General features: G+C 63.5%; 14 protein-coding genes and 1 pseudogene. 13 read left to right on the top strand and 2 right to left on the bottom strand.

The features are described 5' to 3' along the window. Window positions 1-145: 145 nt before the first annotated feature. Window positions 146-436: a co-chaperone GroES gene (gene groES, locus PK789_RS09540; protein WP_324308525.1), complete on the bottom strand. Its 291-nt coding sequence runs from the start codon at window positions 434-436 to the stop codon at window positions 146-148. A gap of 347 nt (window positions 437-783) precedes the next feature. Here groES and PK789_RS09535 point away from each other — a divergent pair, with 347 nt between their 5' ends. The 13 genes and pseudogenes from PK789_RS09535 to purD all read left to right on the top strand — a co-directional run bounded on the left by PK789_RS09535 (window position 784) and on the right by purD (window position 14,398). Next, complete coding sequence (locus tag PK789_RS09535; RefSeq protein ID WP_223625490.1) at window positions 784-2,199, top strand: TIGR00341 family protein; 1,416 nt, start codon at window positions 784-786, stop codon at window positions 2,197-2,199. Between the two features lie 2 nt (window positions 2,200-2,201). Further along, the gene (cutA, locus tag PK789_RS09530; protein ID WP_324308524.1) at window positions 2,202-2,531 is read left to right on the top strand and encodes a divalent-cation tolerance protein CutA; all 330 of its coding nucleotides are present in this window, start codon (window positions 2,202-2,204) and stop codon (window positions 2,529-2,531) included. Between the two features lie 4 nt (window positions 2,532-2,535). Beyond that, window positions 2,536-4,848, top strand: coding sequence for a protein-disulfide reductase DsbD family protein (locus tag PK789_RS09525; protein ID WP_324308523.1), 2,313 nt, complete (start codon window positions 2,536-2,538; stop codon window positions 4,846-4,848). Next, complete coding sequence (locus PK789_RS09520) at window positions 4,848-5,453, top strand: TlpA family protein disulfide reductase (protein ID WP_324308522.1); 606 nt, start codon at window positions 4,848-4,850, stop codon at window positions 5,451-5,453. The genes PK789_RS09525 and PK789_RS09520 overlap by 1 nt, the downstream gene beginning before the upstream one ends. A 110-nt stretch (window positions 5,454-5,563) precedes the next feature. Then, window positions 5,564-6,004 carry a type II 3-dehydroquinate dehydratase gene (gene aroQ, locus PK789_RS09515; protein WP_324308521.1) on the top strand — a complete coding sequence of 147 codons (441 nt, stop codon included), beginning with the start codon at window positions 5,564-5,566 and terminating at the stop codon, window positions 6,002-6,004. A 20-nt stretch (window positions 6,005-6,024) separates the two neighbouring features. After that, window positions 6,025-6,504 (top strand): acetyl-CoA carboxylase biotin carboxyl carrier protein, encoded by a 480-nt coding sequence (gene accB, locus PK789_RS09510; RefSeq protein WP_324308520.1) that lies wholly within the window; start codon window positions 6,025-6,027, stop codon window positions 6,502-6,504. A 93-nt stretch (window positions 6,505-6,597) separates the two neighbouring features. After that, complete coding sequence (gene accC, locus PK789_RS09505) at window positions 6,598-7,965, top strand: acetyl-CoA carboxylase biotin carboxylase subunit (RefSeq protein WP_324308519.1); 1,368 nt, start codon at window positions 6,598-6,600, stop codon at window positions 7,963-7,965. 69 nt (window positions 7,966-8,034) lie between these two features. Then, window positions 8,035-9,357 (top strand): hypothetical protein, encoded by a 1,323-nt coding sequence (locus PK789_RS09500; protein WP_324308518.1) that lies wholly within the window; start codon window positions 8,035-8,037, stop codon window positions 9,355-9,357. A 57-nt stretch (window positions 9,358-9,414) separates the two neighbouring features. Next, entirely contained in the window at window positions 9,415-10,344 is a 930-nt protein-coding gene (gene prmA / locus PK789_RS09495) for a 50S ribosomal protein L11 methyltransferase (RefSeq protein ID WP_324308517.1), read from the top strand. Continuing rightward, window positions 10,341-10,853 (top strand): DUF3426 domain-containing protein, encoded by a 513-nt coding sequence (locus PK789_RS09490; RefSeq protein WP_324308516.1) that lies wholly within the window; start codon window positions 10,341-10,343, stop codon window positions 10,851-10,853. The genes prmA and PK789_RS09490 overlap by 4 nt, the downstream gene beginning before the upstream one ends. Before the next feature lie 176 nt (window positions 10,854-11,029). Beyond that, window positions 11,030-11,296 (top strand): annotated as a pseudogene (gene fis / locus PK789_RS09485) (DNA-binding transcriptional regulator Fis); the annotation flags it as partial. Window positions 11,297-11,368: 72 nt separating this feature from the next. Next, on the top strand, window positions 11,369-12,970 hold the full coding sequence (purH, locus tag PK789_RS09480; RefSeq protein WP_324308515.1) for a bifunctional phosphoribosylaminoimidazolecarboxamide formyltransferase/IMP cyclohydrolase: 1,602 nt from the start codon (window positions 11,369-11,371) through the stop codon (window positions 12,968-12,970). Between the two features lie 144 nt (window positions 12,971-13,114). Continuing rightward, entirely contained in the window at window positions 13,115-14,398 is a 1,284-nt protein-coding gene (gene purD, locus PK789_RS09475; RefSeq protein WP_324308514.1) for a phosphoribosylamine--glycine ligase, read from the top strand. Between the two features lie 6 nt (window positions 14,399-14,404). Here purD and ygiD read toward each other — a convergent pair whose 3' ends face one another. Continuing rightward, window positions 14,405-15,187 (bottom strand): 4,5-DOPA-extradiol-dioxygenase, encoded by a 783-nt coding sequence (ygiD, locus tag PK789_RS09470; protein WP_324308513.1) that lies wholly within the window; start codon window positions 15,185-15,187, stop codon window positions 14,405-14,407. Window positions 15,188-15,199: the final 12 nt, after the last annotated feature.

Here is a 15,199-nt window from a genome sequence, read left to right as displayed (position 1 = left end):
GTGGCCTTGACGGCATTGGCGAGCACGTTCACGCCGCGCACCATCTTGGAGCGCGCGTCTTCGCCGAAACGAATGTCTTTTGCAGCCATTGGAGTGTTACCTCAATCAGTATTCAGTGGATGTAAGGGTGGGAAGCGCTGCGCAATCAGCCGAGGATCGCGAACAGGTCGTCTTCCTTCACCACCAGCAGCTCAACGCCGTCCAGCTTCACTTCGGTGCCGCTGTACTTGCCAAACAGCACCGTGTCGCCCACCTTGACCTGCGGTGCGCGCACTTGGCCGTTGTCCAGCACCTTGCCGGTGCCGACCGCGATGACTTGGCCCTTGATCGGCTTTTCGGTGGCCGAATCCGGAATCACGATGCCACCGGCAGACAACTTCTCTTCTTCCATACGCTTGATGACCACACGGTCGTGAAGCGGCTTGATATTGGACATGACAACCTCGGTAAATGGTTGATTATTGGGAAAAAACCCGGCGATTTTAGCAGTCGCACGGCGCGCATGCCAAACTGCGGAACGCGCGTGCGCCGCAACCGGATGCAGCTAAGATGGGGCGCCCGTGCGGGCTTTCAAGGGCCGCGATGAGGAAATCGGGCAAGCTGCCCGCGGGCGCCCTGCGTGCCGGCCGCTGACTGGCGCGTGACCCAACACGTCGCCGGCAGCCTATGCCACAATCGACGCGACTCCACCCCTTCAACCCCGTGCCACACCACCGCCAGCGCCGTGATGGCCGTGCGCGTGGCGGCTGCGCGGCTCACCAACCCCGACGCGGAACCCCTGACGTGGCGACGACCGATACATCGCAGCCCCAGGCCGCCCTTGGAAAACGCCTTCGCCAGGTTGCCGGCGAACGCTTCAACCTGCGCGACGACAAGGCCGACGACGAGGAAATCGAGGCGCGCATCCGCGACGCGGTCGAACTGCGCGGGGCGACGCCGTGGATCCTGGTGTTCGCCATCCTGGTGGCGTCGGTGGGCCTGAACGTCAATTCCACCGCCGTCATCATCGGCGCGATGCTGATCTCGCCACTGATGGCACCGATCATGGGCGCCGGTTTCGGCGTTGCGGTGTACGACTTCGCGCTGGTCAAGCGCTCGCTGACCAACCTGCTGATCGCCACGCTGATCAGCCTGGTCGTGTCGTGGACGTATTTCTCGCTGACCCCGCTGCACCAGGCGCAGTCGGAGCTGCTGGCGCGCACCAGCCCCACCTTGTGGGACGTGCTGATCGCCCTGTTTGGCGGGCTTGCCGGCATCATCGGCATGACCCGCAAGGAGAAGTCCAACGTCATCCCCGGCGTGGCCATCGCCACCGCGCTGATGCCGCCGGTGTGCACGGCAGGCTACGGGCTTGCCACCGGGCAATGGAGCTTTTTTGGCGGCGCGCTGTACCTGTACACGATCAACTGCGTGTTCATTACGCTGGCCACGATCCTGGGCATCCGCGCGCTACGGCTCAAACGGCACGGTTTCGCCAGCCCGGCCATCGCCAGGCGGGTCAAGATCGCGCTGTGGACGCTGGCCTTGGCCACCGCATTGCCCAGCATTTACCTGGCCATCAACCTGGTGCGCCAGGAGGTGTACCGGGCCACGGCGCGCGAGTTCGTGAATCGCGAGTTCGTGTTCCGCAACAGCCAGGTCGTGGATGCCAAGATCGACCCGGCCAAACGCACCATCGACATTTCCCTGATCGGCGAGCCGCTCAGCACGGACATGCAAGAAACCATCAAGGCCCATCTGGCCATCGCCAACCTGGCCGGCACCCAGATCTTCCTGCACCAGAGCGGCGACCACCAGATTGACGTGACCGCGCTCAAATCAACGCTGCTGTCTGATCTCTTGAGAGAAAGCCAGGACACCGTCAAGCAGCGCGAATCGCAGCTGCAGAAGCTCAGGGCGGAGCTGGCGAAGCGCAACGCACTGCTGAACCAGACCGGCGACATTTCCAGCGAGCTGCGCCAGCTGTACCCGAGCCTGGACCAGATCACGGTGGGCGACGGGGTGACGATTGCCGAAGACGGCAGCCGCCAACAGGTGGTGTATCTCAATGCCACCATCCGTTCCGACCTGTCTGCGGCCGAACAGCAACGGATCGCGGACTGGTTCAAGATCCGCACCAAGGCCGATGCCGTGGTCTTCAACATCCAGACGCCGGAGGTGGCGGCACCCGCCAAAGCCAGCGGCAAGCGCAAGCGCTGACCATGGCCGGGGCGATCCTGCTCTGCCTTGCCACCTGCCCGGACGCAACCTGCGCCGAGCGCATCGCCACGGCGCTGGTCGAGGAACGCCTGGCCGCCTGCGTCAACATCGTTCCCGGCCTGCACTCGGTATATCGCTGGCAGGGCGCGGTGGAACACGCAGGGGAAGTGCTGCTGCTGATCAAGACCACGCGGGCGCGCTACCCGGCCCTGCAGGCAAGGCTGCCGCAATTGCATCCGCATGAACTGCCGGAGCTGGTCGCGGTCGAATCCAATGACGGCCTGCCTGCGTATCTACGCTGGGTGGCCGACATGACCCGTCCAGTAGAATGATCCGATGACCCGACTGTCTTTTCGCCCGTGCCGCTGGCTGGCCGCACTGGCCCTGGCGGCGGCCCTGCCGGCCGCTGCCACCGCCGATGTTGATCTGCCGCCGGTGGATCAGGTGTTCGTGCTGTCGGCCAAGGCCAGCGCACGCGACCGCATCGAGGTACGCTGGCAAATTGCCGCAGGCTATTACCTGTACCGGCACCGCACCTCGGTCAAGGCCGACGGGTTTGGTGATGCCACATTGGCGCTGCCGGAGGGCGCCAAACACCACGACGAATTTTTTGGCGATGTGCAGACCTATCGCAAGCAGCTGATCGGGGTTGTCAGTGGCCGTGCCGATGCCAGCGCCAATGCCGTCAAACTGACCGTGAAATATCAAGGCTGTGCCGATGCCGGGGTGTGCTACCCGCCGCAAACGCGCACGCTGACGGTGGCCTTGCCGGCTGCCGATGACGCTGCACCCGGTTTGGGTTTTGCCAAGAAGTCCGGCGGCTTGTTCGGGCTGGGCGATCCTGCCGGCGCAGTGGACGCCGCGCCGCTGCCGCCGGAACAGGCGTTCACCAGCGAAGTGATTGCGTTGGATGGCAATCACCTGTTGTTACGGCTGACCCCGGCCAAGGGCTATTACCTGTATCGCGACAAGCTGTCGGTGCGCTTGCAGGCCGGCAACGGGCTGTCCACTGCGCTGCCGTCTGCGGCCGCGCTACCCGCCGCCAGTCCGTATAAAGACGAACACTTCGGCAAGGTGGCGGTGTATTTCGATCAGGTCGAAATCAAGCTCCCGGTGCTGCGCACGCAGCCGCAGGCCGCCACAGGCACGCTGCACGTGGGCCTGCAAGGCTGCCAAATCGATGGTATTTGCTACCCGCCGATGACCCGCATGCTGGATGTGGCGCTGCCGGCGGGCACGGTGACACCGGCACCTGCCACCGCGCAGCCACAAGGCAACACCAGCCCCATTCCAGCCCCGCCCTTGCCGGCGCACGCAGCGGATGCCACGGCGTCGATACCCGCAACGACACGTGCAGGCTTCGGCGAAGATCGCGATGCCGCGACCCGCAAGACGCCGCAATTCGTACGCGAAACGCCGCCAACGCAACAAACCCTCAGCCTGCTCGCCGCGCTGCTGCTGGCCTTGCTCGGCGGCTTGATCCTCAATCTGATGCCCTGCGTGCTGCCGGTGCTGTCGCTGAAGGCGTTGTCTTTGCTGCAAGGCAGCGAAAGCCCACACCAACCACGCCAGCATGTGCTGGCCTACACCGCCGGCGTTTTACTGTCGATGCTGGCGCTGGGTGGCTTGGTACTGGCACTACGACAGGCCGGGCTGGCGCTGGGCTGGGGCTTTCAGTTGCAGCAACCCCTCGTCTTGGCCGTGCTGGCGTTGGTGATGCTGGCGCTGGGGTTATCGCTGTCGGGGATGTGGCAGGCCACGATCGCACTAGGCAGCCGCAGCAGCACACTAGTACAGGGCAGCGGTCTGCGCGCCGACTTTTTCACCGGCGTGTTAGCGGTGGTGCTGGCCACGCCCTGCACCGCGCCGTTCATGGGCCCGGCCTTGGCCTACGCCTTCGCTGGTCCGCTGCTGGGCGGCCTCTTGGTGTTTGTGATGTTGGGGCTGGGGCTGGCCTTACCGTTCCTTGCCATCGGCTTTATGCCGGCGCTGGCGCGCCTGTTACCCAAGCCGGGTGCGTGGATGGACACCTTCAAGCAAATGCTGGCGTTTCCGCTGTACGCCACCGCGGCATGGCTCGTCTGGGTGCTGACCCAGTTGCGCGGTGCCGATGCCACTGGGCTGTGGCTGACTGCCGCCATCACCCTTGCGTTTGCACTGTGGGCGTGGACAAAGGCACGCACCACGGCGCACCGCGGCTGGTGGCTGGTGGCAGCCCTTGCCGCGCTGACCCTGAGCTGGCCATTGCACACCCTGCACCGCCTGCCTAAGCCACAGGCCAGCCACACGGCCACCACCGCCAATGCGCCAATGCCATGGTCCGAGGCCACCTTGGCCCTGCTGCGTGCGCAGCACCGCGTGGTGTTTGTGGATATGACCGCCGACTGGTGTATCACCTGCAAGGTCAATGAAAAGGCGGTGTTCTCGCAACCACGTTTTCAACAAACGCTGGCCGACACCCATGCGGTGTATATGGTGGGCGACTACACCGATGTTGACCCGGCCATGAGTGCCTATCTGCAACGCTACCGCGCGGTCGGCGTGCCCTTGTATGTGGTGTACCCGCGCAATGGTGGCGAAGGCCGCGTGCTACCCACCTTACTGACCCCCGCCATCGCCGAAACCGCCCTGCGCGAGGCGGCACGCTGATGCCTTCACACAAAGCCGTGATTGCTGCCGCCCTGCTGGCCGCCATCGCCGGTGGTGTGGCCAGCCTGTCTTTTGAACCCACCATTACCACCAAACTGGCCGGCACCGAACTTGGCCAGCGCGCACTGGGCCATCTGCTGGCCGCCAAGGCGCCAGCGCCACCTGCCGGGCTGAACATCGCCGAGCGTGGCGGCATCGTGCCGGCAATGACCTTGCACACGCTGGATGGCCACACCCTCGACATCCCCCGTGCTTGGGCCGGCAAGCCCACCTTGGTCAATCTCTGGGCCAGTTGGTGCCGTCCTTGCCTGCAAGAAATGCCCGATCTGCAAGCCTATGCCGCACAACAAGGCAGCAACGGCGTGCACGTGGTGGGTATTGCGCTGGATGACCCCAACGACGCACGCAGTCTGTTGGCGCAGTTGCAAATCACCTATCCCAACTTGGTCGATACCCCCGGCCCTGCCGATGCCGGCGTGCGGCTGGGCAACCCGGCGGGCGTACTGCCGTATTCGCTACTGATTTCTGCCGATGGCCACATCCTCAACACCCGGATTGGGCCGTTTGCAAATCTGGCCGCCATTGCTGACTGGGCGCGCTTTTAGAGCCATCACTCCAACATCCGCTTAAAATTGCGTTATCTGGCAAAAGTTCGCCGAACTGGACAGCATTGCTCATCTGCGCGACACTGCACGCCGTTTTTTGAAGGATTGTCATGGCCAAGCTGCTGCTCCTGCACGGCCCCAACCTCAACCTGCTCGGCACCCGCGAGCCGGAGGTCTATGGGCGCACCACGCTGGCCGATATCAACACCGACCTCATCGCCCGTGCTGCGGCGGCCGGCCACGTGCTGGACGCCCTGCAGTCCAATGCCGAGCACACCTTGGTGGATCGCGTGCAGGCCGCCCGGCTGGACGGCACCGCCTTCATCTTGATCAACCCGGCTGCGTTTACCCACACATCGGTGGCGCTGCGCGATGCGCTGGCCGCTGTGGCCATTCCCTTTATCGAAATTCACCTGTCCAACCCGCACCGCCGCGAACCCTTCCGCCAGCACAGCTATTTCAGCGATAAAGCCGTGGGCGTGATTTGCGGCTTCGGGGCCGACTCCTACCGCTATGCGCTGGATGCTGCGCTCCAGCGGCTACCCGTTTAACTCCACAAGGACCCAGTTCCATGGACCTTCGCAAGATCAAAAAACTCATCGACCTGTTGGAAGAGTCGAACCTCGCCGAAATCGAAATCAAAGAAGGCGAAGAATCCGTGCGCTTGGCGCGTGTGCCCAAGGGCAGCCTGATGGCCGCGCCGGCCCCCATCATCCAGCATGTCGCTGCGCCCGCTGCGCCAGCCATGCCGATGAGCTCGCCGGTACAAGCCGCCACTGGCGGCAGCCCCAAACCAGCTAGCCCGGACTTGCCGGCCGGCCACGTGGTGCGTGCGCCGATGGTCGGTACGTTCTACACCAGCCCCGCCCCCGACAAGCCGGCGTTCGTCAGCGTGGGGCAGGCGGTCAAGGCCGGCGACACGCTGGGCATTATCGAAGCGATGAAAATGTTCAACCCGATCGAGGCCGATGTCTCCGGTACCGTGCTCGCCATCCAGTGCGACAGCGGCCAGCCGGTGGAATTTGACCAGCCGCTGTTTGTGATTGGGTGAGCAAGGGATTCGAGCGCCGCAGGCACTCGCCTGCGAACGCCCACCGGCATGCAAGCCGGCGGGCCGGACGGACTGGAAACTGAGACAACGACCATGCTCGAAAAAGTAGTCATCGCCAACCGTGGCGAAATCGCGCTGCGCATCCTGCGCGCCTGTCATGCACTGGGCATCCGCACCGTGGCCGTGCATTCCACCGCCGATCGCAACCTCAAGCACGTGGCGATGGCCGATGAGTCGGTGTGCATCGGCCCGGCACCGTCGGCGGACAGCTACCTCAATATGCCGGCGATCATTGCCGCCGCCGAGGTCACCGACGCCCAAGCCATCCACCCCGGCTACGGCTTTCTCTCCGAAAACGCCAATTTTGCCGAACGTGTAGAGCAATCCGGTTTCATCTTCATTGGCCCCAAGGCCGACACCATTCGCCTGATGGGCGACAAGGTGGAAGCCATCCGCGCGATGAAAGCCGCCGGCGTGCCCTGCGTGCCCGGCAGCGGCGGCCCACTGGGCGACGATGCCGCCACCAACGTGAAAATTGCGGCCGAGATCGGCTATCCGGTGATCGTCAAAGCCGCCGGCGGCGGCGGCGGTCGTGGCATGCGCGTGGTGCACACCGAAGCCGCACTGGTGAACGCCATCGCCACCACTAAGCAAGAGGCCAAGGCCGCGTTCGGCAACGACATGGTCTATATGGAAAAATTCCTGGAAAACCCGCGCCATGTGGAAATCCAGGTGCTGGCCGATGGTCAAGGTAACGCCATCCACCTGGGCGAACGCGATTGTTCGATGCAGCGCCGCCACCAGAAAGTGGTGGAAGAAGCCCCCGCTCCCGGCATCACCGACGCGCAGCGCGCCGAGATCGGCAAGGTCTGTGTGGAGGCCTGCATCCGCATCGGCTATCGCGGCGCGGGCACGTTTGAATTCCTGTTCGAAAACGGGCGCTTTTATTTCATCGAAATGAACACCCGCATCCAGGTCGAACATCCGGTGACAGAGCTTGTCACCGGGATTGATCTGGTGCGCGAACAATTGCTGATCGCGGCTGGGCATAAGCTGTCGATCCAGCAGTCGGATGTGGTGCTGCGCGGCCATGCCATCGAATGCCGCATCAATGCCGAAGACCCGGACACCTTCTTCCCCAGCCCCGGCTTGATCCAGCACTTCCACGCTCCCGGTGGCCCCGGCGTGCGGGTGGATTCGCACATCTACGAGGGCTACCGGGTGCCGCCGAATTACGATTCGATGATCGGCAAACTCATCGTGCATGGCGCGACCCGCGAACAAGCGATTGCGCGAATGCGGGTGGCGCTGAGCGAGATGGTGGTGGACGGCATCAAGACCAATATCCCGCTACAGCAGCGCATCCTGGCCGATGGCGGCTTCTGCCAAGGTGGGCAGAACATCCACTATCTCGAAAAGAAACTGGCCGAACGCAAAGAAAAAGCGCTGTCGATTTTGTAACCCAGTGTGGCCGGTTACGGGGCTGATTTGCGCTTATACAAGGCATCAGCCCCCGGATTGGAGCCCGCCATGCGTCGTCGCCACGCCCTGTACCTTGCCCTGTCTGCCACCTTGTTGGCACTCCCTGCGGCCAGCCAGCAAGGCAAAACCCCGCCGACCAATCTGTTTATCGACGTGGCCACCCACAACATGGCCGGGATGCCAGACATGGGCGGGATGCTGGGCGGCCTAGGCGGCTTCATGGCGCGCCGCATGGGTGGGGCCGATACCAGCAAGCCCACCTACCCCACCGCGCGACATGCTGGCCTAACCGGCCAATACCTCGATATCGCCCTGCACAACACACTGAAACCGGGGGTGGAAGCGCAGGACCTGATTCCATCCGGCCTGAATCTCGGCAAATCGCTGACCTTGATTCCAGTCGAACCCAGCCACTCTGAAAAGGGCGAAAGCACCCCCGGCAAAGTGCCCGATATCGAAGTCAAAATTTCCGAATACTGGGGGTGCGGCGCCACGGTGCGCCCGGGCCAACCCAAGGTGGCCACCTTCAAGGTCAAAGGCGGCAACCGCACCATCGACCCGCGCAACGGCATGAAAGGCATGCAGGGCATCGACTTCCAGAGCAGCGGCAGCCTGTCCAAAGGCCTGTATGTGCCCGATCGCGACATCGACCTGCAACCCGGCTATGTCTATTGGCCCAACCGCCAATACGGCAAACAGGTACCCAACGGCGCGCACTTGGCCGGTGACCATCAAATCACCGGCGACGGCATTCCGGCGTCGATGAAATTTCAAGTGCAGCAAGCGGCGGACTTCATGCCCAAACTCATGCTGCGCTCGCAAGGCGAACTGACCGACGCCATCGACCTGAGCTGGCCCTCAGTGGATCGCGCACGCGGCTATTTCATCACCGGCATGCACACCGACATGAAGAGCGAAAACTCCATCGAAATGGTGATCTGGAGTAGCGCCGATGTGCCCGGTGCCGGCAGTGAATTGCATGCCTATCTCAGCGGCAGCCAAATCGAAAAATGGCAGAAACAAAAAATCCTGCTTTCGGCAGCGGCCACCCAATGCACCGTCCCCAAAGGCATCTTTGCCAGTCAAAGCCAGCAAGGTGGCATGCCCATTCCCGGCATTTTGATGATGACCGCCTACGGCCCAGAAAACTGGATCACCTATCCGCCCAAACCCGCCGACCCCAAGCAGCCGTGGAACCCCGAATGGAGCGTGCGCCTACGCGCCAAGTCCACCGCGTTTTCGATGTTGGGGATGAATTTTGGCGGCATGCAGCAAATGCAAGACGGCAATCAAGGCAATGACGGCCAACAACAGCAGCCACAAAAGAGGCCCGGCATGAAGGGTTTGTTGAAAGGTATTTTGGGCGGCTGAGCACGCACCGCCTTGAAACTGCGAGAATGACGCCGCCCCCGCTGCGTCATTCCCCGCATGCCTTATCTCCAACTCAGCCTACCTTGCACCGAAGCCCGTCACCCGCGCGTGGAACGCGCGCTGGAAGACGTGGGCGCACTGGCGGTAACCTTGCAAGACGCGCATCTGGACGCCGCTGACGAGCAGGCCATTTTCGAACCCGGCGTGGGCGAGCTGCCGCTGTGGGACGAAATGACCCTGACCGCGTTGTTTGATGCCAACACCGACCCACTGCTGCTGCTGGCCGCGCTGGAGTCGTTTGATCCCGAACTGGACTGGTCGCAGACGCGCTTTGAGACGGTGGCCGATCAAGATTGGGAACGCGCATGGCTGGACACGTTTCAGCCGATGCGGTTTGGCGCACGCACCTTCATCGTGCCGTGGAATCATGATTTGCCGGAAGGCGCGGATGCGCCCGATGCCGCAGTCATTCGCCTTGATCCCGGCTTGGCATTTGGCTCTGGCACGCACCCCACCACCGCGCTGTGTTTGCGCTGGCTGGATGCACTTGCCGCGCAGGGCGGGCTGACCGGCCGCAACGTGCTCGATTTTGGCTGCGGCAGCGGCATCTTGGCACTGGCCGCATTGAAGCTGGGGGCCGCATGTGCAGTGGGCGTGGACAATGACCCGCAAGCCATCCTCGCCACCGCTGACAATGCCCAGCGCAATGGCGTTGGCATCGCCACATATCTGCCGCAAGATGAACCCCTCGCCACCTATCCGGTGGTGGTCGCCAATATCCTGGCCACCGCACTGGATGCCCTCGCCGAAACCCTGGCGGCGCGCGTGGCAAGCGGTGGCCACATCGCAATGTCCGGCATCTTGGCTGGGCAAGAAGACGACTTACTGCTACGGTTTGCACCGTGGTTTGAACGCCTACAGGTCACCCGCGACGACGATTGGATCCGCATCGACGGCTTGCGCAACGCAGTGGCGGTACGCGCATGAGCCGCGCACCCAGTTTCGCGCTGGAACCCAGCACACCGACTGCGGACCGGTCGCGCGGCGAATGGCTACTGCTCTGCATGTTGTCGTTGGGCCTGCTGGCACAACTGACATGGCAGCAGCGGCACGCACTTGCCGCCAATCCCGTCTTGCGGCCCGCGCTTGAAGCAACCTGCGCCGCCCTCCATTGCAATTTGCCCGCATGGCAAGAACCGACCGCCTTCACCATGCTCTCGCGCGACGTCATCGCCCCACCTGACCACCCCGGCGTGCTGCGCGTGCAGGCCAGCTTTCGCAACGATGCCCGTTGGCCACAGGCGTGGCCGGCCTTGGTGCTCAGCCTGACCGACATCAACGGCCACAGCTTGGGTACACGCCGCTTTCAGCCAGAAGACTATCTGGGCCGCACCCCGCATGCCGCGCAACTTGCACCCAATCAAGCCACCCAAATCGCCTTCGATATCGTCGAGCCTGCGCCCAATGTGGTGGCGTTCGACTTTCGGTTTGAATGATCGGCTTGAATGATCGGTTTGAATGCCTCGCAACCGGCATTGCACGCGGTATTGACGCAAATCAACAATGTTTGACTGAATACGCACACGACCTGCCGCCCACCTGCGCATCGCGCTAGACTCTTCATCCGCCGCATCGGCGATCGGGTACTGATGCGCGCCGCAGCGAGGGACTTTCATTGAATCTTCACGACAACCGCCAGGACACCGGCCGCGCACCCTTGCGCGAGCATGTCGCCACCTCGGTGCGCCGTTATCTGCGTGACTTAGATGGTTGCGACACCGATGATTTGTACAGCACGGCCCTGCGCGAGCTGGAGATCCCGTTGTTCGCTGAAGTGCTGAAGCATTGCGACGGCAATCAAAGCCGCGCCGCCGCCATGCTGGGCCTGCATCGCGCCACCTTGCGTAAAAAGCTGCGCGACTACGGTCTATCGGTCTGAGGTTTTGTGCAGCGGCCAACCCCATCGGGCTGGCCGGTATAATTCCCGCTTCCCCACCGCTCTGCCCTCGCCATGACTGCCCCCCAATTCGACGGCCCGGCCGTGACCGTGCGCCGCGCCCTGCTGTCTGTTTCCGATAAAACTGGCCTGCTGGAACTGGCCCATGCACTGGCCGCCCATGGTGTTGAACTACTTTCCACCGGCGGCACCGCCAAGGCCATCCGCGATGCCGGGCTTGCGGTGCAAGACGTCAGCGAGGTAACTGGTTTTCCGGAAATGATGGATGGCCGCGTCAAAACCCTGCACCCGCTGGTGCATGGCGGCTTGCTGGGCCGCGCCGGGTTGGATGATGCGGTGATGGCCGCACACGGGATCGGCAAAATCGACTTGCTGGTGCTGAATTTATATCCGTTTGAGGCGGTGACCGCGCGCGCCGATTGCAGCTTGGCCGACGCGGTGGAAAACATCGACATCGGTGGTCCGGCGATGCTGCGCAGCGCTGCCAAGAATTTTGCCCGCGTGGCGGTGGTCACCGATCCTTCGCAATACCCGACGTTGCTGGCTGAATTGGACGAACACACCGGCGCAGTGTCCGCGCAGACGCGCTTTGCGTGGTCGGTGGCCGCATTCAACCGCGTGGCGCAATACGACGCGGCGATCAGCAATTATCTGTCCGCGATTACCGATGCCACGCCGGCGGTGCCCACGCGCAGCGCATTCTCGGCGCAAGCCAATGGCAGCTTCATCAAAGTGATGGATCTGCGCTACGGCGAAAACCCGCACCAACAAGCGGCGTTTTATCGCGACCTGTATCCCGCGCCCGGCTCGCTGGCCACCTTCACCCAGTTGCAGGGCAAGGAACTTTCTTACAACAACATTGCCGATAGCGATGCGGCGTGGGAATGTGTGCGTCAGTTCGATGCGCCGGCCTGCGTCATCGTCAAGCACGCCAACCCCTGTGGCGTGGCAGTGGGCAACGGTTGCGCCGACAGCTACGAAGCGGCCTATGCCACCGACCCCACCAGCGCGTTTGGCGGCATCCTCGCCTTCAACACCAAACTCGACGGTGCGACGTGCAAGGCCATTCTCGATCGCCAGTTCGTCGAAGTGCTGATCGCGCCGGACTACGACGCCGAGGCCTTGGCCTACGCGACAAAGAAAGCCAATGTGCGCGTGCTGCGCATCCCGCTGGCACCGCCGTCACCCGGCTTTATCGACAGCAAGCGGGTGAACTCCGGCATGTTGCTGCAAACCGCCGATGCCCGCGTGGTGACCCGCGACGAACTGAAGGTGGTGACGAAGCTGGCCCCGACCGACGCGCAGTTCACCGACCTGCTGTTCGCATGGAAGGTGGCCAAATTCGTCAAATCCAACGCCATCGTCTATGCCAAAGACAGCCGCACCATTGGCGTCGGCGCGGGGCAGATGAGCCGCGTGTATTCGGCGCGCATCGCCGGCATCAAGGCGGTGGATGCGGGGCTGGTGGTGCCCGGGTCGGTGATGGCGTCCGATGCCTTCTTCCCGTTCCGCGACGGCATCGACGCGGCGGCTGAGGCCGGCATCCAGGCAGTGATCCAGCCCGGCGGCTCGATGCGCGATGCGGAAGTGATCGAAGCCGCCAACGAACACGGCATCGCGATGGTGTTCACCGGCGTGCGGCATTTCCGGCATTGATGTCTCTCCCTTCTCCCACCGGGAGAAGGTGGCGCGTAGCGCCGGATGAGGGCTCGGTGAAACACCTGCATCGGGGTGCTCCGAACCCTCACCCCAACCCCTCTCCCAGCAGGAGAGGGGCTTTCCCAACAGGAGCCTTCTCGCATGAAAATTCTCGTCATCGGTTCCGGCGGCCGCGAACACGCCTTGGCATGGAAGTTGGCGCAATCACCGCGCGTCACCGAAGTCTTGGTGGCACCCGGCAATGCCGGCACCGCAACGGAGCACAAATGCCGCAACGTGGCGGTGAAGGTCACCGATATTGACGGCCTGTTTGCGCTGGCGCAGGACGAAGCCGTGGCGCTGACCGTGGTCGGCCCGGAAGTGCCGCTGGTGGCAGGCGTGGTGGATCGCTTCCGCGCTGCATCCTTGCGCATCTTCGGCCCCACCGCTGCCGCTGCGCAGCTGGAAGGCAGCAAGGCTTACGCCAAGGATTTCCTCGCCCGTCACGGCATCCCCACCGCGTACTACGAAGTCCACGCCGACATCGACACCGCACTCGACTACATCCGCGCCAAAGGCGCGCCCATCGTCATCAAGGCCGATGGCCTGGCCGCAGGCAAAGGCGTGATTGTGGCGATGACCTTGGCCGAGGCCGAAGCCGCCGTGCGCGACATGCTGGAAGGCAATGCGTTTGGCGATGCCGGCGCACGGGTAGTGATTGAAGAATTTCTGGATGGCGAAGAAGCCAGCTTTATCTCAATGGTGGACGGCACCACCGCGCTGCCGATGGCGACATCGCAAGACCACAAGCGCGTGTTCGATGGCGACACCGGACCCAACACCGGCGGCATGGGCGCGTACTCGCCTGCGCCGGTGGTGACGCCCGAGGTGCATGCGCGGGTGATGCGCGAAGTGGTCAACCCCACCGTGCAAGGCATGCTGGAAGATGGCATTCCATTCACCGGATTTCTGTACGCCGGGCTGATGATTGATGCCAGCGGCGCGCCCAAAGTCATCGAATTCAATGTGCGTTTTGGTGACCCGGAAACGCAGCCGGTGATGCTGCGGCTGGAGTCGGATTTACTGGACCTGCTCGACGCCGCCATCGACGGCAAACTGGATGGCGCACACGCGCAATGGAACCCGCAACCGGCCTTGGGGGTGGTGATGGCAGCCAAACCGTATCCCGAAACCCCGATCACCGGCGATGTGATTACCGGCCTTGGCAACGTCCCGGCATCGGCCAAAGTGTTCCACGCCGGCACCGCGCAAGATGCCGCCGGCAACGTGGTCAGCGCGGGTGGCCGCGTGCTCTGCGTGTGCGCGTTGGGTGATACCGTGCACGCCGCGCAACGTGCCGCTTACGCAGGCGTTGCCGCGATCCACTGGGCCAACGAATTCCACCGCAACGACATCGGCTGGCGGGCGATTGCACGCGAGGTGTAATCCTGCCTACACCGCATACGCGGTCATCGACAACGCACCATAGGTGTAGCCATCCACCAGCACGTGCGGCTTGCTGTTGGCGGCCGCAGCCAGACCTGCGATATACAGCAGCGGCAGGAAGTGGTCGGGCGTGGGCACCGCCATGCGGTAGTCGCGATGGCTGGCCAGCGTGGGGCTGTCCTCCGGGCGCGTTTGCAGCAACGCCATCGCATCGGCATTGAACCGCTGCGCCCAATCGAACGCGCCATCGGGGTTGTGCCAATCGACCGCGCGCAAGTTGTGCACCACATTGCCGCTGCCCACGATCAACACGCCACGCTCGCGCAGCGCGGCCAGTTTCGCGCCCAACGCCAGATGCCAGTCCAATGGCTTGCGCGCATCCAGCGACAGTTGCACCACCGGGATATCGGCCTTGGGAAAGGCATGCACCAACACCGACCAGGTGCCGTGATCCAGCCCCCAACTTGCATGGTCGGCAGCCGCTACAAAGTCCGGTGCCACCAGATCGGCCACTTCTTCGGCCAGCGCCGGCAACCCCGGCGCGGGGTATTGCACATCGAACAAGGCCTGCGGAAATCCACCGAAATCATGGATCGTGCGCGGCTGCGGCATCGCCGTCAGCGCCAACCCATCCACATACCAATGCGCCGACACCGCCAGGATTGCACGCGGCGCGGGCACCGCTTCCCCGAACGCCCGCCACGCTTCGGTATAGCGGTTGTGTTGCAACGCGTTCATCGGGCTGCCGTGGCCCAAAAATACGGCGGGCATCAGTGCGGGCTTGGCCATGTTGGAACACCT

It is taken from the genome of Thermomonas sp. (assembly GCF_035369645.1).
Taxonomy (GTDB): Bacteria; Pseudomonadota; Gammaproteobacteria; order Xanthomonadales; family Xanthomonadaceae; genus Thermomonas.
This window is presented reverse-complemented; position numbering and strand designations above follow the sequence as displayed.